Raw genomic sequence first — 18,772 nt, 5'->3', positions numbered from 1 at the left:
TCGCTTTCATCTGGATGGTGTATCATATCTCATATGCCATTCCTGTGAAATGCAAGAGGCATACGCGCCAAACTTTCAGTCCAGGACTTGCCGCCGATGCTTGGGAGTTGGCATCGGATGCGGCAAGCCGATACTGCTATCTCTGGAAGACATGACGAGGAATGCATTGATCACCGAAGACACGATGCCGGCCGAAATCACCGACCTCGCCATTGGCTACCATCGCCTGCCGGCGGGCAAGCTTGCCAATGCGGTGACGTGGATGGAAGCGCGCGCGCCACAGCCCGGTCTCGCGCACCCCTTGGCCATGACACGGATCACGACGCCCAACTGCGCTTCCTACCGAGCGATCTTCCTCGAGATGGGCGCGCCCTGGCTGTGGGACCGCGTTTCCGAAATGTCCGATGCCGAAATCGCGGTGCATTTCGCTGACCCGCGCCAGCATCTCTTTTACGGCTACGATGAAAGCGGCGCGCATCTCGGCATGGTCGAATTCTTCGTCGCCGACAGCAGCGAGATCGAGATCACCTATTTCGGCCTGTTCCCGTCCCTGACCGGCAGGGGTTTCGGCAAACGGCTGATGGCCGGGGCCCTGGACGTTGCATGGCGTCTCAACCCGAGCCGCATCTGGCTGCATACAAGCAGCTTTGATCATCACAGTGTCATCGGTTTCTACAGCGCCTGCGGGTTCGTGCCCTTCGCGACCGGATTTGAGATCGTCGACGATCCGCGGATCAAGGGAACCTTGCCGCGCGATGCCGCACCGCAGATTCCCCTGATCGAAACGGAGTGGAGTAATGGCAAGGGAGCCTCGCCCTCCCCGGAGAAACGGCAGGTTGCGCGGACCTAGATGAGAACAGCTCCGCAATCTGTCAGCCCAGCGTCGCCGCACCATCGCCGATGGGTGCGCCGCGAGACCATCCTGTCGACGCTGGAGCGCCATATCGACACGCGCATCGTGCTGTTCGCCGCGCCCGCCGGCTTCGGCAAGTCGACGACGATGGCGCAGTGGGCCGCGGAAGTCGCGCGCCACGGCCGACTGACCGCATGGCTGTCCTGCGAGGCAACGGACAATGATGAGGGCGCCTTCCTGTCGCATCTGGTGGGCGCGCTCCGCCATCTCGTCCAGAGCCCGGCGGAACTCGACCTCGCCTTCCAGTCGAGCCCAATCCCGCAGCTCGATGTCATGCTCGCAGCACTTGTGGCGGGTCTGGCGGCGCGCGAGGCCGGCATCACCTTGTTCTTCGACGACTACCACGCCATCGAGGCACCCGCGGTGAAGCGGTTCATGGAGCGTCTGACCCGGCAGGCGCCGGCAAACGTCGCCTTCGTCATCGGCTCGCGCAGCCTGCCTGATCTGCAGCTCGGCAAGCTCAGGGTGCTTGGCGACGTTTTCGAGATCGGCCTCGACGATCTGCGCTTCGCCTCGTCCGAGGCCGAGGCATTCTTCAACGAGAAGCTGGGCCTGAGCGTCAGCAGCGGCACGGTGGAAACCTTGTGCTCGCGCACCGAAGGATGGGCCGCCGGCCTGCAACTGGCCTCATTGTCACTCAGCGCTGCGCATGCCCCCGAAACCGTGATCGGCAATTTCACCGGCGCCAACCGCAACGTCGCCGACTTCCTCATGGGCGAAGTGTTCCTGGAATTGCCGCTGGCAATCGCAAAGTTCCTGCTCTACAGCTCGATCTTCGAACGCTTCAGCGCCGAGGCCTGCCGGGCGGTGATGCGGGCGGCCGATGCCGAGGCCGCGATCACCGAGATCGAGACGCGCAACCTGTTCCTGGTGCCCCTAGACGAAGAGCGGCGCTGGTTCCGCTATCATCACCTGTTCCGCGATTTCCTCAGCCGCGAAATGGAACGGCGCGAACCGGAGATGATCGCGCCGCTGCATCTGGCGGCAGCCGAATGGTTCGGCGAGCGCAAGATGCTGATCGAGGCGATCGGCCACGCGCTCGCCGCCGGCGACCAAGCCCGCGCGGCGGTGTTTGTCGAAAACAACGCGCTCGACCTCATCGCCCAGTGCCAGCTCCTTTACGTGCGCCAGCTGCTGGCGCTGCTGCCGAGGCAGCTCATTGACCAGCGCATCCGGCTGCAGCTCGTCGTGCTGTGGCTGGCGGTGCACAGCAGCTAACCCGAGATTGCCCAGCAGACGCTCAGCAATGCGCGCAAGCTGGTCGAGACCGGACCGACCGACAGCAACGACCCAGGCACGATGACCGGCACAACGATCGAGGCCGAGCTCGTGGTCCTCGCCGCTGCCGTCCACAGCACGCTGGAGCAGTTCGATGAGGCGCGCGACACGGCACTTGCGGCCCTGCGCGTCATCGCGCCCGATGCCTGGTTCATGGAGGGCGCAACCGCCAACGTCATTGGCTACAACCTCTATGCGCTGGGTGACCTCGACGGTGCGCGCGCCGCCATCGATGCCGCGCGACGGGCGCACGAGCGAAGCGGCAGCCTGCTCGGCGTCACCATCGCCAATTGCTACATGGCAGTGATCGAGCGTTCGGCGGGGCGCCTGCCCGCCGCCGAGCGGCTGCTGCGCAACGCCATCATCGAGGCCAGGGCGCGGATCGGTGCGAACTCCTATGCCGAGGCCCTGGCCGGAACGCTGCTTGCCGAACTCGCCTACGAGACCAATGCGTCTGGCGAAGCGCTGACCCTGGTCGAGAATCTCGGACCGCAGATCGAAGGCGCGGCGGTCATCGTCTATCCCCTGGCCAGCGTGCCGACCTATGCCCGCGTGCTACAGCTGACGGGTCGCACCGAAGCGGCGCTGGATATGCTGGAGCGCGTCTATCAACGCGTGCGCGGCACGGTCTATCGCCGCCTGGCATCGATGATCGTGCATGACCGCATACGTGTGCTGCTCGACCAGAAGCGTGCCGCCGAAGCGCGCGCGCTGCTGACCGAGCATCGCGGCGAAGGGACCGAGGCTTCGATGGCCATCACCACCGCCAACGAGTTCGAATTCTTCGCCGAGGCCCGCCTGCTGACGGCGGAGAAATCCTATGCCGATGCCGCGCGGATTTTCGACGCGCTGCTGGAGCGCACGAAAGACAGCGGGCGTATGCGCCGCCATATATTGGCGCTGATCCTGCGCGCCAAAGCGGCCAGCGCTGCCCACGACCAACGCGAGGCAGACCGCAATCTCCTCGATGCGTTGCGTCTCGCCCAACCCTCCGGCTTCATCCGTTCCTTCGTCGACGAGGGAAAGCCCGTTATCGAAGGGTTGATGCGGCTGCGCGCAGCTCAGGCGAAGACCGATCCCGCGCTGTCAGCCTATGCGACGCGCATCATCGACGCAGCGCAGGCAATGCCCATGGCGACGCGCAAGCTGACCGCACCAGCCGCCGAGAAGGAACATCTCACCCAGCGCGAGACCGAACTGCTGCGCCATCTCGCCGAGGGCATGTCCAATCGCGATATCGCCCTTGCGCTGTCGGTGAGCGAAACCACGGTGAAGTGGCACCTGAAGAACATCTTCGGCAAGCTCGCGGTGACCAACCGGGTCCAGGCCGTGCGCGCCGCGCAAGGGTCCGCGGACGTCCATACCCCTCCGAAAGGAGGGGCACAGATAACAGGCGCAACCCCTCTTTCGGGTCGGGCCACATGATCGTTAGCCTGCTAGCGTCACCTGGTTTTCAGAGGACGCTGCGGATGGCGACAGGTTACGTTTTTCACGAACAGCTGATGTGGCATGACACCGGCTCCAGCGCCGACATGATGCCGCCCGGCCGCTTTGTGGAACCCGGCCGACATCTGGAATCGCCCGGCTCGAAGCGCCGGCTGAACAACCTCATCCAGGTCAGCGGCCTGTCGCGCCATCTGGTGCCGATCATCCCCGAGCCGGTCTCGGTCGAGGACCTGCTGCGCGTGCACACACAACGCCATGTCGACGATATCCGCATGCTCAGCGAACGTGGCTCCGGTTTCGCCGGTCCGCAGGCGCCGATCGGCCTCAACAGCTTCGACATCGCGCTGCTGTCGGCCGGCACCACCTACGCCGCCATGCGCGCCGTGCTGACCGGCCGCGTCGACAATGCCTATGCGCTGGCACGGCCGCCGGGACACCATGCCGAGCCCGACCAGGCGATGGGCAACTGCCTGTTCTCCAACATCGGCGTCGCTGTCCGCCGGCTGCAGCATGAAGGCCTGCTCGGGCGCGCGGCGATAGTCGACTGGGATGTGCATCACGGCAACGGCACCGAGACGGTGTTCTATTCCGACCCTTCAGTGCTGACCATTTCCGTGCATCAGGACAATCTCTATCCGACCGGGCGCGGTGCGCTGGCCGACAGCGGGAAAGATGCCGGCGAAGGCTACAACATCAACATCCCGCTGCCGGCCGGCAGCGGCACCGGCGCCTATGAAGCGACTTTCGGCCGCGTCGTCGCGCCGGCGCTGCGTGCCTACAGACCTGACCTCGTCATCGTCGCCTCCGGCTTCGATGCCTCCGGCTTCGACCCGCTCGGCCGCATGATGCTCAACAGCGAATGCTTCCGGCGCCTGGCCGCACGCATGGTGGCGCTGGCCGCCGAAACCTCCCAAGGGCGCCTGATGATGACCCATGAAGGCGGCTACTCCGAAGGCTATGTGCCGTTCTGCGGCCATGCCGTCATCGAGACCTTGGCCAACCATCGCACCGAAGTGGTCGACCCTTTGTCGGACCATATCGACGAATGGGCGGGGCAAGACCTGCAGCCCCATCAGGCCGCAGTGATCGATGCCGCCGAAGGCCTGCTTGCGGGTCTGCGCCAACGTCTCGCCAGTGCGGCCTGACGCGATGGATTTCGTCATCACCACGCTGCTCAATGCGCTGACGCTGATCAGTATCCTGATGCTGGTTGGGCTCGGGCTGGCTATCAGCTTCGGGCTGATGAACGTGACCAATTTGGCGCATGGCGAGTTCGTTACCGTCGGCGCTTTCGCGGTCTACTTCGTCCAGAGCATGGGCGGCTCGTTCTGGCTCGGCCTGGCCGCGGCACCCATCGCCGGCGCGGTGGTAGGCTGTATCCTCGAATTCGCCATCATCCGCCATCTCTACTCCAGACCGGTGTCGACCGTGCTCGCCACCTGGGGCGTCAGCCTGATCCTGCAGCAAGGGCTTGAGCTGACCTTCGGTCTCGGCGCCAAGCCGGTGACGCCGCCGATCGAGGGCACGCTCGACCTCTTCTTCACCGTCTATCCGGCCTACCGGCTGATCCTGATCGGCATCGCCATGCTGACCCTGCTCGGCGTCGTCCTGCTGATCAGCCGCACCTCCTTCGGGCTCGACATCCGCACCGTCATCCAGAACCGCGAGATGGCCGAAGGCGTCGGCATCAACACGCGGCGCACCTACGCCGTCGCCTTCACCTTCGGCGCAGCCATCGCCGGCCTCGCCGGCGGACTGGTGGCGCCGCTGGCGATCGTGCTGCCGCAGATGGGGGTGAACTATCTCGCCAACGCGTTCTTCGTCGTCATCGTCGGTGGCGTCGGCTCGATCGGCGGCCTTGTCGCCGGCAGCGTCTTCGTCGGCGGGCTGACCAGCATCCTCAACTATCAGATCTCGCCGTCGCTGGCGCAGGCGATCGTGCTGCTGGCGGCCATCGTCGCTGTCCGTCTGCGGCCCAACGGCCTGTTCAACGGGGCATCGCGATGATCGCCCGCGACCGCAATTGGCTGCTCATCTTCGCCGTCTGCGTGGCGCTCGCCGTTCTCTATCCGCTTTTCGCCGACGGCTATCAGCTGACGGTGATCCGCGACGCGCTGATCTTCGGCCTGTTCGCCGCAAGCCTCGACTTCTTCTGGGGCCGCACCGGAATCCTGTGTTTCGGCCACGCCGCCTTCTTCGGCATCGGCGGCTACATCATGGCGCTGGTCACGCTCAACGACGCCATCCCCTTCGGAAGCCTGCTTGGCATCATCGGTGCCGTGGCCGGTGCGGCCTTCGTCGCCGCCATCATCGGCTACTTCCTGTTCTTCGGCGGTATCCGTGGCAGCTATTTCACCATCGTCACGCTGGCCATGGGTGTCATCTGCCAGCAGGCCGCGGTTTCCTGGAGTTCTGTCACCGGCGGCGACAGCGGCCTGATCGGCATTCCGCCGATCGCGTTCGATCTTGGCGGGCTGCATGTCGATCTGAGCCAAGATCTGCCCAGTTATATCTTTGTCACAGCCATCGTTGCGGTGGTTGTGCTGGCGCTGTGGTCGATCAGCCGTGGCCGCTGGGGTACGGTGCTGACCGCCATCCAGGACAATGAAGTCCGGGCGGCAGCGCTCGGCCACAATGCGCCGTTGCGGCTGCTCGTCACCTTCGTTCTGTCGGCGGCCATCGCCGGACTTGCCGGCGCGCTCTATGTCTGCATGGCGGGGTTGGTGGCGCCCGACCTGTCCGGGCTGCTTCTGTCGACGGAGGTCATCGTCTGGGTGGCGGTTGGCGGGCGCGGCACGCTGCTTGGGCCGGTGCTCGGCGCCATCTTCATCCAGCGGGCGCAGCAGACCATCAGCAGCTTCAATCCAAGCCTGTGGCCGCTGCTGCTGGGCTGCGTCTTCGTCATCATCGTTTTCGTCCTGCCGGATGGCATCCTGTCGATCTACGCACGGCTGAAGGCCCTGTTCAAAGGCGGAAGGCGGGCGCAATGAGCGACATCCTGCTCCAGGCCGAGAATGTCGGCATCCGCTTCGGCGGGCTGCAGGCGCTGGAGGATTTGAACCTTACCGTGCGCGACAAGGAACTCTGCTGCATCATCGGGCCGAACGGCGCTGGCAAGAGCACCTTCCTCAACGTGCTGACCGGCACGCTGCGCTCAACCAGTGGCAGCGTGCGCTTCCTCGGCCACGACATTGCCGGCCTGCCTTTGCATCGCATCGCCCGGCTCGGCATTGCCCGTAAATTCCAGATCCCGTCTGTCTTCCCGAGCCTCTCGGTGGAGGACAATCTGAAGGTCGCGCGGTGGGGCGCGCCCTCGCCTGTGCGCCCCGTTGGCGAACTGTTGGAACTGGTCGCGCTGAGCAATCGCGCCGCCACACCGGCCGGTGAACTCGCGCACGGCCAGAAGCAATGGCTGGAGATCGGCATGGCGCTGGCAATCGAGCCGAGGCTTCTGCTGCTGGACGAGCCGACCGCCGGGATGACGCCACAAGAGACGCTGGCGACGGCCGAGATGCTGCTGCGGCTCAAGGGCGAGTTCTCGATCGTCGCGGTCGAACACGATATCCGCTTCGTGCGGGCACTGAACTGCGAGACGCTGGTGCTGCACCAGGGACGCCGGCTGCGCAGCGGTCCTTTCCATGACGTCGAGACCGACGAAATGGTCCGCGACGTCTATCTGGGGAGGCGCTGACCATGCTGCGCACACTTGCGGTCTCGGCCGGCTACGGCCTGCTCCCGGTTCTGAACGGCATCGGCCTCAGTGTCGCCCCGGGCGAGGTCGTCGGCCTGCTCGGCCGCAACGGCGCCGGCAAGACGACGCTGCTGCGCGTCATCGCCGGTGCGCTGCGGGCAAGTGGCGGTGCGGTGGTTCTCGGTGACAAGGACCTCACCAACGCGCCGGCTTTCCGCCGCGCGCGCGCAGGCATCGCGCATGTGCCGCAGGGACGTGGCATCTTCAACCAGCTTACCGTGCGGCAAAACCTGGAGGTCGGCACCCGCGCCGCCAAGGACCGTGGCGACAGCGGTATTCCGGCCGACATCTTCGGCTATTTTCCGATCCTGCGCGAACGTGAAGCCCAGGTCGCCGGCACGCTTTCGGGCGGCCAGCAGCAGATGCTGGCGATCGGCCGCGCATTGTGCGGCCTGCCGTCGGTGCTGCTGCTCGACGAGCCCTCTGAAGGCATCCAGCCGAACATCGTGCAGTCGATCGCCGAGCTGGTGCCGCGCATCGCCCGCGAGCGCGGCATCGCGATCGTTCTCGTCGAGCAGAATCTCGATCTCGTTCTCAAGGCGGCGGACCGCTGCCTGGTGATGGAGAAGGGCAGGATCGTCCATGAAGGCGCGCCGGAGGCGTTCGCCGACGAGACCCTGCTGAAGGACCTGTTGGCTTTGTAAGGCGTGCATGGGGCGCGCCTGGGACTGGAAGGGAAACACAACAATGATAAGCAGAAGAACTGTCTTGAAATCGGGCGGTGCTGCCGCCGTCCTCGCCATGGTCGGCGCGCCATCGATCCTGCGCGCCGCCGACACCGTCAAGGTCGGCCTATCGATCCCCATCACCGGGCTGCAGGCGATCCTCGGCGAGACGCTGCTCAATTGCTACAAGCTCGCCGCCGCCGAACTCAACGCCGCCAACGGCATTGGCGGGCGCCAGGTCGAGCTCATCATCGAAGACAACCAAACCACCACCAAGGGCTCCATCGACAAGGCGCGCAAGCTCATCAACGAAGACAAGGTCGACGTGATCATGGGCACGATCATTTCGCCGGAGCGCAGTGCGACGCTGTCGGTGACATCGAGGGCCAAGAAGCTGTTCTTCTACCCGACCAATTTCGAAGGCGGCGAATGCAACCGCTACTTCGTCGCCACCGGCCCGATCCCGATGCAGCAGGTCGACCCGATGATGCCTTGGGTGGCCGAGAACCTCGGCAAGACCATCTATGTCATGGCTTCCGACTATGCTTGGCCGCAGAAGATGACCGAGGCGATCACGGCGGCCTATGAGAAGGCCGGCGGCAAGATCATCGGCGCCGACTACTATCCGTTCGGCACCACCGATTTCGGCCCGGCCTTCCAGAAGATCAAGTCGCTGAAGCCCGATGTGGTCTGGTCGATGGTGGTCGGCAACGACGCCGTCACCCAGCTCAAGCAGTATCGCAGCTTCGACATCAAGCAGCCGCTGATCGCGCCGCTCGACGAGGTCTTTAACAAGGACGCTCTGCCGCCCGGCGTCGCGGCCGGGACTTACGCGCCGCAGCCCTACTGGATGGCGCTCGACAACCCGGTCAACAAGAAGTTCATCTCGAGCTTCCGCGAAAAATTCGGCCAGGAGAAGATGGTCAACGGCATCGGCGAGGCCGGCTACAACGGCCTGCATCTGTACGCGCTGGCCGCCGAGAAAGCCGGATCGCTGAAGGATGACGATGTGCTCAAGGCGCTGCCGTCGATCGAGTTCGACGCGCCGCAAGGCAAGATCCGCGTCGACGCCACCAACAACCACACGCTGTGCCATTCCTATGTCGGCAAGGCGGCGGCAGACGGCATCGGCTACGAGATCGTCAAGGATTTCGGGACGATCGCGCCGGTCACGCCTTACTGCAAGCTGTAGGGCTTCCGCCCAAGCAATCCTGACGGCGGCCTTGTCGCTGCCGTCAGGGCGTCTGCGGCGCCGGCAGCCGCTCGCGCAGGTCATCGACAAGCACCCTGGTGTTTTCGGAATAGTCGATGGGCACGACAACGAGATGCACGCCGCCGCCGGTGAAGGCCTGTTCCAGCACCGGCCGCAAGTCGGCGATCTCGCCAACCCTGGTCCCCTTGGCGCCATAGGCCTCGGCATACTTGACGAAATCGGGATTGCCGAACGTCATGCCGAAATCCGGGAACGCGTCGACCGCCTGCTTCCAGCGGATCATGCCATAGGCATGGTCTTCGAGCAGCAGAACGACGAGGTTGAGCTTGAGCCTGACGGCGGTCTCCAGTTCCTGGCTGTTCATCATGAAGCCGCCATCGCCACAGATGGCCATGACACGGCGCAGCGGATAGAGCAGTGCCGCCATCATCGCCGACGGCAGGCCCGCGCCCGTGGTGGCCAGCGCATTGTCGAGCAGGATCGTGTTTGCCATGCGCGTCCGGTAGTTGCGCGCGAACCAGATCTTGTACATGCCGTTGTCGAGGGCAAGGATTCCGTCCGGCGGCATCACGGCGCGCACGTCATGCACGATGCGCTGCGGCGTGAAGCGATCTTCGGTGGCGCGCGCGGCGATCCGGCTCAGAATGCCTTCCCGCAGCGGCAGCAGGGCCTGCGCATTGGGGATCTTGCCCTCGATGCGGTCGGCCAGCAGCGCCAGCGAAGGGCCGAGGTCGCCGACGATTTCGGCTTGCGGGAAATAGACCTGCTCGACATCCGCGGACTGGTAGCCGACATGGATGACCTGCGGCCCTTTCGCCCCCATGATGAAGGGCGGCTTCTCGACCGTGTCGTGGCCGACGGTGATGATCAGATCGGCCTGCTCTATGGCCTCGTGCACATAGTCGCGCTCCGAAAGGGCTGCCGTTCCCATATAGAGCTCCGTGCCGCCGGGCACGGTGCCCTTGCCCATCTGGGTGGTGAAATAGGGAATTTGCGTGCGCAGCACGAACTGGGCGACATCGGGGGTCACGCGCGGTCGCGACGCCGCCGCGCCGAACATCAGCAGCGGGCGCCTGGCTTCCATGATCATACGAGCGGCGCGATCAAGCGCAGCCGGGCTGGCCAGCGGCAGTTCGACCGGGTGCGTCGGCACAAGCGCGATCGGTTCACACTCGGCCGCTGCAATGTCTTCCGGCAGTTCCAGATGCACGGGGCCGGGACGCTCTTCCTGGGCGACACGGAAAGCTTCGCGCACCAGCGAGGGGATCATCTTCGGCGAGACGATCTGGCGCGACAGCTTGGTCAGCGGCTTCATCGCCGCAACGATATCGACGATCTGGAAGCGCGCTTGCCGGGATGACAGGATGCCCTTCTGGCCGGTGATCATGATCATCGGCATCGCGCCGAGCAGCGCATAGGCCGAACCGGTCGAAAGATTGAGCGCGCCTGGGCCAAGCGTGGTGATACACACACCCGGCTTGCCGGTAAGCCTGCCATAGGTGGCGGCCATGAAGGCCGCGGCCTGCTCGTGGCGGGTCAGGATCAGCTGGATCGACGAGCGGCGGATGGATTCGACGATATCGAGATTTTCTTCGCCCGGAATGCCGAAAATCCGTTCGACCCCTTCGTTCTCGAGGGCCGCGACGAACAGATCCGAACCTTTGGTCATAACCGTCTCCCGCAACATTCCGTCGGCCACCTTCATATGGCATCGGAATGCGACGCCTCAAAGAGGCATCTTCGGCCGCGGATCAGAGGCGCGTGTTGCAGCTCGCCGCTTTCGGCGAAGCGAAAAGTTCCTTCGGCGCAGACCATTGGCTGATCGGCGCGCCGCGCGTGCCGGTAATCAGCGACCGCAGTTCCGACAGATAGGTCTGCACGAAGAACGAGGTTTGGCTTTCCAGCGGCGTGTAGGGTCCCGGCCGGTAGGCGCGTGACATGATGCCGTCGGCATTGTCCTCGGTGATCTTCTTGTCCTGCATTGTGGTCACGTCCCACATCCAGCTGATCGCATCGGCGTCCACGGCCTCATCGGCATCCTTGTCGACAAGCCAGGTCAGGACGACGTCGGTTTCCGTGGCGCTGCGCGGTATCATCTGGAACAGCGTGACATAGTCATTGGCAGCACTTGCAAACGACAGGCGCCCGAGGCGGAAGCCGCTTTCGCCGCCATCATAGGCGTGACGGCCACCCATCAGGCACGAGACCCCCTCACCCGTATTGGACAGCGTGTTGCGGCCGGAGCCGATCGGCTTGCGATGCATGGCGAACGGCATCGTGTCGAGGCCGCCCGCCTGCCATGCACCCTTGTGGAACTCGGCATCGCCAATGACGCTGTGCCAGGCTTCGATTTCGTTCTGCCACTCGACCGCCTTGTCGGCGTCGCGGGTCGCGGTCACTTTGACATGGCCGTTGACGCGGTAATATTCGGGATGGGCTGGCCGGCAGTGATAGCATTCGAGGAAATTCTCGAGCACCAGCTTCCAGTTCGCCTTGGTCAGATAATTCTTGCGGGCAACGATGCGCGCCCGGTCAAGACCGTTTTCGCGCAAGCCGCCGGCCAGCCCGTCCGCGACAGGCTGGATGTCGGGCAGCGAATTGGCATCGAGACCGCAGAATACCAGGCCGCCGAAACTTTTGCAGGGCACGCGGTGCAGCCCCAGTGCTTCCGGGTCGACGCTTGCCGGTAGATCCTGCCGCGACTGCAACTCGCCGGTCAGCCTGAACGACCAGGCATGATAGGGGCAGACCAGAAGCTTGCTGCGACCATCCTTGGCGCAGAGCCGCGAACCTCGGTGGGTGCAGACATTGTAGTAGGCCGCGATGTCCTCCTCGCCGTCGCCGAAGCGCACGACGATGATCTCCTCGTCGAACAGTTGGCGCACGATATAGCGGCCCTTTTCGGGGACTTCGCTGGCATGGGCGACAAGCATCCATTGGCGCGGAAACCACAAGTCCCGCTCCAGCGCAAAGATTGCCGGATCGGCATAGAACGCCTGTTCCAGCGACCAGTCCGGACGTTGCCGGTCGATCAGCCTGACGGTCTCGCTTGTGTCGATGGGCTGGCTGTTCGGTGTGTAGGCCTGCACGGCGAACACCTTTCTGCTTGCTGGCGTTAGGATGATATTTCGATAGAGTTTGCGTTACGGAGATGCTTGCGGCAAATACAGAAATGATAGACCTTCATATCGAAAAGGCATCAAAGCTGAGACCGGATGGTGAAAACACTCAAGACATCGCTTCCCCTGCTGAACGCCATGGTCGTCTTCGAGGCTGCCGCAAGGCATGGCGGGCTAACGCTTGCTGCCCAGGAACTCAACATCGCACAATCCGCGGTCAGCAGGCATGTCGCCAATCTCGAGCGCCAGCTGTCGGTCGAGCTGTTCACGCGCAGGGGCAACCGCGTCGCCGTCACCGGGGCGGGCAACACGCTGGCCGAAGCGATCCGCGAGGGTCTCGGCACCATCAGGCAAGCGGTCGAGGATTTGACCGCGCACGACAGCGATACATTCGTGGTCGGCTGCAGCCACGACTTCGCCCAGGCATGGCTGATGCCGCGCTTCGGCCTCATCACATCGCAGATTGCCGATGGCCGGGTGCTGCTGCAGACATCCACCGACTACAGGGATTTCGACCAACCCGAGGTGGCATTGTCGATCCGTTTCGGCGAAGCCGGGCAATGGTCCGAATTCGTGACCGAAAACCTGCTCGACGGTGAATGGTTCCCGGTCTGCGCGCCGGCGTTCCTGGCGCGTTATCCGGCGCTCGCCTCGGAAGAGCCGGAGGCCTTCATGGCAGTGCCGCTGTTGCATCAGGTGACGCCGCCGGGCGCGATCGACAGCTGGCAATCTTGGATCGGAACCGACCGGAAACTCGATGGACCTCGGTTCACCGGCTACATGTCGATGATCCACGAAACCATCGCCGGGCGCGGCGCGGCACTCGCCTGGGCCGGGTTTGCCGACGAGCATCTGCGCCGCGGCCAGCTCGTTCGGCTGACGAAGACCTCGCGTCGCCATGCCGGTTCCTTCCACATCGTCACGCGGAAGAATGCCGGCCCGACGGTCAGGGCGGTGGCGCAGGCGCTGCTGGCCAGCGTCGACAACAGCTGACGTATCGCGTCGGCAACAAGCTGACAAGCCAGCCTCGGGACAGCTGACGATCAGGCCTCGCGACCGAACCGCGACGCTTCCTGACGCGCGCCCCAGGCCGGCATGGCGGCCTCGATCTCGGCTTCCGACTTGAAGGCATCGGAGGCGTAGCGATCGACACGGAACCGCTCGGCGGAAACGAACGGGGTCTGCCCGAGGACCAGCTCGCTGGAGAGCCGGCCAAGACCCGGGCCGTGGGTGACGCCACTCTCATTGTCGCCGCCGACAACCACGATATTGTCGCTGCCGGGGACCTTGCCGACAATAAGGCCGTTGTCGGGCGTGTAGCACGGCACGCCTTGCGCCCAGCTCGCGATCGTCGAACCGCGCAGCGGCGGGAACACCGTCTGCAGCTCGGCAAGCTCCTGCTCGGACGTTTCCTGCATCAGTTCGAGATTGTGCGGCTGGCCGGGTTCGATTTCGCTGTCGTTTGTCTTGTACAAGGGTTTGTAATGCCGGCCGGTTCCCCACATGACTGCCCCGAATGTCTCGCGCAGCCACAGCCGCAATTCGCGGCACTGGACGGTGGGGATGGTCGACGGCAGCCCGCGGTCGTCGGTGACGATGCGCGTTGCGACGACCCGCAGCAGCGGCAACTGCCAGCCAAGGCCAGATATGACCTGGTTGTTCCAGGCGCCAGCGGCAACGATCACGCCATCGGCCTCAAGGCTGCCCTGGTCGGTCTCGATCGTCACCCGGTCGCCGGCATCACGGACGGCCGTGACGCGTGTGCTGCTGCGGAAGATGCCGCCAAGCTCGCTGATCTGGCCGGTCAGCACCCCCATCGCCAGCTTGGTGTCGAGCTGGATGCCATGCGGATTGTAGGCCGCTGAATGGACCCGCGCCGGATCGATGAGACCCTGCATCTTCTGCCCGATCTGCGCGGCGTTCAGGTCCTGCATTTCCGGCGGCGCATAGGGAGAGTCCAGCACCGGGCGGACAAAACGTTCGCGGCCGTCCTCGGTCAGCGCCATGATCAAGGTGCCGTTCGGCCGATAGCCGATCTCAACGCCGACCTCATGCAGCCGGCGATAGAAATCGAGGCCATATTGCTGCAGTTGAAAACCCTCTTCGCCGAGCGGGATCATGCCGGCGGACCAATGGGAGACGAATCCGGCGCCAGCGCTGGTGGTTGCGGCACCCGGCTGACCCGCATCGATGACCGTCACCCGACCCACGCCGGATTGCAGCAGATGGAAAGCCGCGCTGCAGCCGACGATGCCGCCGCCGATCACGGCGAAATGTCTGCTATCGCCCCCGCAATGGCTGCCGTTTGAACGCATCATTTGTTCTCCCTTTGCCGATGAACCGGTCTGAGCGGCATGCAGCGACGGCGACCATACAGGCTCATCCCGCCCTGTCTAGACACATGTGTCTGTGGCCTGATACTTGATGCACACTGCATCTGGATCACACGTCCGGAACGCCGCTTGATCCGGCCTTCCGTTGTGTTGGTGTTGCCAAGAGAGTGAGGAAAAAGTGAGCGTTTCGACTGCCGCCCAGGCCATTTTCGACAGTGAAATCATATGGGACGCGCATTCCGGCTTCATGCCGGACCCGGCTGCGGACCTGAACAATCTGCAGATCTGGCGCGATGCCGGCATCAACTATCTGTCGATCGATGTCGGCTTCGACCTGTTGCCCTGGGAGCAGACAGTGCGGACGCTCGCAAATTTCCGCCACTGGATCCTTGCCAATCCTGAGCACTACGCACTGGTCTCCTCGGTAGCGGAAATCCGCAACGCCAAGCTCGAAGGAAAACTGGCGATTACCTTCGACATCGAGGGCATGAACGCGCTCGACGGCCGCATCGAGATGGTGGAGTTCTATTACCATCTGGGCGTCCGTCAAATCCTGTTTGCCTACAACAGGAACAACCTCGCCGGCGGCGGTTGCCACGATGTCGAGACCAGCCTGACGTCGTTCGGCCGCGACGTCATCGACGAAATGAACCGTCTTGGCATGTTCGTCGACGTCACCCACACCGGCTACCGCACCTCGATGGAGGTGATGGAATATTCCAACCGGCCTGTGATCTTCTCGCACTCCAACGCCAAGGCCTTGTGCGGCCATGGCCGCAACATCACAGACGAGCAGATCAAGGCCTGCGCGCGCACCGGCGGCATCGTCGCGATTGTCGGGCTCAATCGTTTCCTGGGAGAGGGACGCACGGACTCGGACAGGCTGGCCGACCACATAGAATATCTCGTCGATCTGGCTGGCCCAAATCACGTTGGCATCGGCCTGGACTACGCCTTTCCGGTTGACGTGAAAGGCATCGACCGCATCATTTCCGACAATCCGCAATTCTGGCCCAAGAGCGAATATCCGGAGGGGGCAACGACCTACGCGGCTCCGGGTCAGATGCGCGAACTGACCGAGGTGCTTCTGCGCCGCGGCCAGTCCGAGCAGACCGTGCGCAATGTCCTGGGCGGCAATTTCATGCGCCTGGCGGCTGAAATCTGGAAGTGACCGGCGGCGGAGAAGCCCATCTCCGCTCCAGCTCTTGATCCAGGCCCTACCGAATGGCGGGCCAGGCCGCACCGTGTGCGCGATCACATTTCGCCGCCTGCTTGCCCAAGCCGACGCGTCGGCAGGGTCGGAACAGATGTCGAGATTTTCCGCAAGATCGTCCGTATCCGAGATTCGGACATGCCGGCAAAATTTTCGCTAGACATAGATGTCTATTATTAGCAGTTTTAGCGGACCGATACATTGGCCCGGCTTGGAGAATGGCCCGCGGCCTGAAAACAAGACAACGAAACAGCAGAGGGGTAGAGCATGTCCATTCTAGCCGACACCAGGGTTTCGCGCCGCAGCCTGCTTGCCGGAGCCGGCGCTTTCGGCCTCGCCTCAATGGTCAATCCAAAAGTTTCCTGGTCGAGCGACGGGCCGATCCTCAAGGTGCGATCCTACGCCGACATCCAGACGCTCGACCCTTGCTTCCGTCTGGCGGCGCCTGAAGGCGACATCACCAGCGTCATCTTCGCCGGCCTCGTCGTCACCACGCCAGGCGACAGCTGGGGCTGGCGGCCGATGGCGGCGGAAACGATCAAGCAGCTCGATCCGCTGACCGTCGCCTTCCAGCTGCGCGACAATATCGGCTTTACCGATGGCTACGGCCAGATGACGGCCGAAGACGTCAAGTTTTCGATCGAACGCATTGCCGACCCCGCCAATAAGAGCCCCTATTCCGGCGACTGGGCGACGCTCAAGGAGGTCGAGGTCAAGGACAAGCTCTCGGGCCTCATCCACCTGAAGCAGGCCTTCGCGCCGCTGTGGACGTCGACCTTGCCGACGCCGTCGGGCACCATCCTGTCGAAGCGCGCCATCACCGAACTCGGCGGCAAGATGGGCGTCAAGCCAGTGGCTCAGTCGGGCCCCTACATCCTGAAGGAATGGCTATCCAAGCAGCGCACGGTGCTGGTGCGCAATCCCGACTGGAAGTACGAGCAAGGCGCCTTCGCGGAAATCCACATCCATCCGATCGAGGACGAGAAGACGGCCGAACTCGGCTACGAAGCCGGCGACCTCGACTACACCTGGACCGCGGTCTCCTCCATCTCGCGGCTGAGGCAGACGCCACCGCCAAAGACGACCGTGGCGGAGAAGCCTTCGCTGGCCTTTGTCTGGCTGGGCATGAACCAGGATGTCGCGCCCTTCAACAATCCCAACATGCGCCGTGCGGTTCAGTACGCCGTGGACCGCAAGGCGGTGGTCGATGCCGCCTATTTCGGCGCCGCCGCAACCGCCACCGGCATCATCGCGCCTGGCCTGCCCGGCCATCGCGAGAAGAACCTCTTCGATTTCGATCCGGACCGCGCCCGCGACATGATCGCCAAGGAAGGATTGGCCGGCACGACGATCACGCTCGACATCCTCAACAAGACCGAGCGCCTGACCGCGGCGCAGGTCGTGCAGTCGAACCTGCAGGATGTCGGCCTCACCGTGGAGATCAAGCAGAACGACAGCGGCACCTTCTGGACGCTGGGCGCCAAGGAAGGCGACTACTACAAGAAGCTGCAGATGATCATCAGCCGCTTCTCGATGCAGCCGGATCCGAGCTGGGCGACCGCCTGGTTCACCCGCGACCAGATCGGCGTCTGGAACTGGGAGCGTTTTTCCAGCGAGGAGTTCGACAAGCTCAATGCCGAAGGCATGGTCGAGCTCGACCCGGCAAAGCGGGATGTCATCTACAAGAAGCTACAAAACCTGATGGAGGAGAACGGCAATTACGTTTTCCTGACGCATGAGGTCACCGGCATCATGAATCGAGACACGCTTGTCGCCGGCCTGAAGCCGAATGGCGAGCCCGTGTTCACCGATTTCAAACCGGCATGATATCGGCGGGCGGGGCTCGTTCCCGCCAAAGACCGTTCGACAGGTACCGAAAATGATCCGCTACGCCCTCAAGCGTCTGTGGCTTGGCGCCATCATCATCAGCGTTGCCATGATGATGATGTTCGCCATGGTTTACCTCATTCCCGGCGACCCGGCCTCCGTCGCGCTGGGGCCGCGCGCGACACCGGAGATGATGGAGGCGCTGCGCGTGCGCATGGGCCTCGACCAGCCGGTGTGGCGGCAGTTCCTGCATTTCTACGGATCGGTCCTGCGCGGCGACCTGGGCACAGAGGTGCTGTCGAACCGGCCGGTGCTGGACGTGGTGATGGAGCAGCTGCCGTTCACGCTGGCGCTGGTGGTCGGCGGCATCACCTGGTCGGTGGCGCTCGGCATTCCGCTTGGCTGCATCGCGGCGGTGCGGCGCGGCGGCTTTGTCGATCAGGTGATCGGGGTGCTGTCGGTGGCGATGATCGCGGTGCCGTCCTTCGTCGTCGCCATCTATTCGCTGCTGGTGTTTGCGGTCGCCCTGCAATGGCTGCCGGCGATCGGCGCCGGCGAGCCGGGCGACCTCGCCAGCCGGCTCCAGCACCTCATCCTGCCCTCGCTGGCGGTCGGCCTTGGCTGGATCGGCTACATCTCTCGCATGGTGCGCGCCTCGATGCTGGAGACGCTGGAAGCCAGCCATATCCGCACGGCGCGCGCCTTCGGCCTGACCGAAAACAGGATCGTCTACACCTATGCGCTGCGCATCGCCGTGCTGCCGACGATCACCCTGCTTGGCGTCGGCATTGGCCATATGCTGTCGTCTTCCGTTTTCGCCGAAATCGTCTTCGCCAGACCCGGCATCGGCAAGCTGGTCTATGAGGCGATTTCGGTGCGCAACTATCCGATTGTTTCCGGAGCCGTGCTGGTCACCACGGTGTTCTTCGTCCTCGTCAACGTAGCGGCCGACATTCTGGTCGGCCTATTGGATCCCCGTGTCAGATCAAGTTTCAACTGAGCTGCCATCCCGCA

At 63.9% G+C, this 18,772-nt stretch carries 16 protein-coding genes; 13 read left to right on the top strand and 3 right to left on the bottom strand.

Going from position 1 to position 18,772, the window contains the following annotated elements; all coding sequences use genetic code 11:
- Nucleotides 1–151 precede the first annotated feature (151 nt).
- The 9 genes from LB558_RS04410 (at nucleotide 152) to LB558_RS04370 (ending at nucleotide 9,245) form a co-directional block, all read left to right on the top strand.
- Nucleotides 152–850: a GNAT family N-acetyltransferase gene (locus tag LB558_RS04410; RefSeq protein WP_224696400.1), complete on the top strand. Its 699-nt coding sequence runs from the start codon at nucleotides 152–154 to the stop codon at nucleotides 848–850.
- The gene (locus tag LB558_RS04405; protein WP_224696399.1) at nucleotides 851–2,131 is read left to right on the top strand and encodes a hypothetical protein; all 1,281 of its coding nucleotides are present in this window, start codon (nucleotides 851–853) and stop codon (nucleotides 2,129–2,131) included.
- Between the two features lie 81 nt (nucleotides 2,132–2,212).
- Entirely contained in the window at nucleotides 2,213–3,616 is a 1,404-nt protein-coding gene (locus tag LB558_RS04400; RefSeq protein ID WP_224696398.1) for a LuxR C-terminal-related transcriptional regulator, read from the top strand.
- A 44-nt stretch (nucleotides 3,617–3,660) separates the two neighbouring features.
- Entirely contained in the window at nucleotides 3,661–4,782 is a 1,122-nt protein-coding gene (locus tag LB558_RS04395) for a class II histone deacetylase (protein ID WP_224696397.1), read from the top strand.
- Nucleotides 4,727–5,644 (top strand): urea ABC transporter permease subunit UrtB, encoded by a 918-nt coding sequence (gene urtB / locus LB558_RS04390; RefSeq protein WP_224696396.1) that lies wholly within the window; start codon nucleotides 4,727–4,729, stop codon nucleotides 5,642–5,644. The genes LB558_RS04395 and urtB overlap by 56 nt, the downstream gene beginning before the upstream one ends.
- Complete coding sequence (locus LB558_RS04385) at nucleotides 5,641–6,627, top strand: branched-chain amino acid ABC transporter permease (RefSeq protein ID WP_224696395.1); 987 nt, start codon at nucleotides 5,641–5,643, stop codon at nucleotides 6,625–6,627. The genes urtB and LB558_RS04385 overlap by 4 nt, the downstream gene beginning before the upstream one ends.
- Entirely contained in the window at nucleotides 6,624–7,328 is a 705-nt protein-coding gene (locus LB558_RS04380) for an ATP-binding cassette domain-containing protein (protein WP_224696394.1), read from the top strand. Before LB558_RS04385 ends, LB558_RS04380 begins: the two co-directional genes overlap by 4 nt.
- Before the next feature lie 2 nt (nucleotides 7,329–7,330).
- The gene (locus LB558_RS04375) at nucleotides 7,331–8,032 is read left to right on the top strand and encodes an ABC transporter ATP-binding protein (RefSeq protein ID WP_224696393.1); all 702 of its coding nucleotides are present in this window, start codon (nucleotides 7,331–7,333) and stop codon (nucleotides 8,030–8,032) included.
- 43 nt (nucleotides 8,033–8,075) lie between these two features.
- Entirely contained in the window at nucleotides 8,076–9,245 is a 1,170-nt protein-coding gene (locus tag LB558_RS04370) for an ABC transporter substrate-binding protein (RefSeq protein ID WP_224696392.1), read from the top strand.
- A gap of 43 nt (nucleotides 9,246–9,288) precedes the next feature.
- Here LB558_RS04370 and LB558_RS04365 read toward each other — a convergent pair whose 3' ends face one another.
- Nucleotides 9,289–10,935, bottom strand: coding sequence for an acetolactate synthase large subunit (locus tag LB558_RS04365; RefSeq protein WP_224696391.1), 1,647 nt, complete (start codon nucleotides 10,933–10,935; stop codon nucleotides 9,289–9,291).
- 82 nt (nucleotides 10,936–11,017) lie between these two features.
- The gene (locus LB558_RS04360) at nucleotides 11,018–12,355 is read right to left on the bottom strand and encodes an aromatic ring-hydroxylating oxygenase subunit alpha (RefSeq protein ID WP_224696390.1); all 1,338 of its coding nucleotides are present in this window, start codon (nucleotides 12,353–12,355) and stop codon (nucleotides 11,018–11,020) included.
- 126 nt (nucleotides 12,356–12,481) lie between these two features.
- On the opposite strand from LB558_RS04360, the gene LB558_RS04355 reads away from it, so the two are divergent.
- Nucleotides 12,482–13,378, top strand: coding sequence for a LysR family transcriptional regulator (locus tag LB558_RS04355; RefSeq protein ID WP_224696389.1), 897 nt, complete (start codon nucleotides 12,482–12,484; stop codon nucleotides 13,376–13,378).
- A 50-nt stretch (nucleotides 13,379–13,428) separates the two neighbouring features.
- Here the strand turns inward: LB558_RS04355 and LB558_RS04350 are convergent, their stop codons facing one another.
- Entirely contained in the window at nucleotides 13,429–14,703 is a 1,275-nt protein-coding gene (locus LB558_RS04350) for an NAD(P)/FAD-dependent oxidoreductase (protein WP_224696388.1), read from the bottom strand.
- Between the two features lie 193 nt (nucleotides 14,704–14,896).
- On the opposite strand from LB558_RS04350, the gene LB558_RS04345 reads away from it, so the two are divergent.
- The 3 genes from LB558_RS04345 (at nucleotide 14,897) to LB558_RS04335 (ending at nucleotide 18,758) form a co-directional block, all read left to right on the top strand.
- Complete coding sequence (locus LB558_RS04345) at nucleotides 14,897–15,889, top strand: dipeptidase (RefSeq protein WP_224696387.1); 993 nt, start codon at nucleotides 14,897–14,899, stop codon at nucleotides 15,887–15,889.
- A 309-nt stretch (nucleotides 15,890–16,198) separates the two neighbouring features.
- The gene (locus LB558_RS04340; protein ID WP_224696386.1) at nucleotides 16,199–17,758 is read left to right on the top strand and encodes an ABC transporter substrate-binding protein; all 1,560 of its coding nucleotides are present in this window, start codon (nucleotides 16,199–16,201) and stop codon (nucleotides 17,756–17,758) included.
- A 52-nt stretch (nucleotides 17,759–17,810) separates the two neighbouring features.
- Nucleotides 17,811–18,758, top strand: coding sequence for an ABC transporter permease (locus LB558_RS04335; protein WP_127811119.1), 948 nt, complete (start codon nucleotides 17,811–17,813; stop codon nucleotides 18,756–18,758).
- Nucleotides 18,759–18,772 lie beyond the last annotated feature (14 nt).

Origin of the sequence: Mesorhizobium sp. CO1-1-8 (genome assembly GCF_020164875.1) — a bacterium.
Lineage (GTDB): Bacteria > Pseudomonadota > Alphaproteobacteria > Rhizobiales > Rhizobiaceae > Mesorhizobium.
This window is presented reverse-complemented; position numbering and strand designations above follow the sequence as displayed.

Bases quoted from the DNA above. Each gene is read 5' to 3' on its own strand.
- urtB (WP_224696396.1), top strand. From the start codon at position 4,727: ATGCCGCCGAAGGCCTGCTTGCGGGTCTGCGCCAACGTCTCGCCAGTG.
- LB558_RS04405 (WP_224696399.1), top strand. From the start codon at position 851: ATGAGAACAGCTCCGCAATCTGTCAGCCCAGCGTCGCCGCACCATCGC.
- LB558_RS04385 (WP_224696395.1), top strand. From the start codon at position 5,641: ATGATCGCCCGCGACCGCAATTGGCTGCTCATCTTCGCCGTCTGCGTG.
- LB558_RS04400 (WP_224696398.1), top strand. From the start codon at position 2,213: ATGACCGGCACAACGATCGAGGCCGAGCTCGTGGTCCTCGCCGCTGCC.
- LB558_RS04340 (WP_224696386.1), top strand. From the start codon at position 16,199: ATGTCCATTCTAGCCGACACCAGGGTTTCGCGCCGCAGCCTGCTTGCC.
- LB558_RS04365 (WP_224696391.1), bottom strand. From the start codon at position 10,935: ATGACCAAAGGTTCGGATCTGTTCGTCGCGGCCCTCGAGAACGAAGGG.
- LB558_RS04380 (WP_224696394.1), top strand. From the start codon at position 6,624: ATGAGCGACATCCTGCTCCAGGCCGAGAATGTCGGCATCCGCTTCGGC.
- LB558_RS04395 (WP_224696397.1), top strand. From the start codon at position 3,661: ATGGCGACAGGTTACGTTTTTCACGAACAGCTGATGTGGCATGACACC.
- LB558_RS04335 (WP_127811119.1), top strand. From the start codon at position 17,811: ATGATCCGCTACGCCCTCAAGCGTCTGTGGCTTGGCGCCATCATCATC.
- LB558_RS04355 (WP_224696389.1), top strand. From the start codon at position 12,482: ATGGTGAAAACACTCAAGACATCGCTTCCCCTGCTGAACGCCATGGTC.
- LB558_RS04370 (WP_224696392.1), top strand. From the start codon at position 8,076: ATGATAAGCAGAAGAACTGTCTTGAAATCGGGCGGTGCTGCCGCCGTC.
- LB558_RS04350 (WP_224696388.1), bottom strand. From the start codon at position 14,703: ATGATGCGTTCAAACGGCAGCCATTGCGGGGGCGATAGCAGACATTTC.
- LB558_RS04410 (WP_224696400.1), top strand. From the start codon at position 152: ATGACGAGGAATGCATTGATCACCGAAGACACGATGCCGGCCGAAATC.
- LB558_RS04375 (WP_224696393.1), top strand. From the start codon at position 7,331: ATGCTGCGCACACTTGCGGTCTCGGCCGGCTACGGCCTGCTCCCGGTT.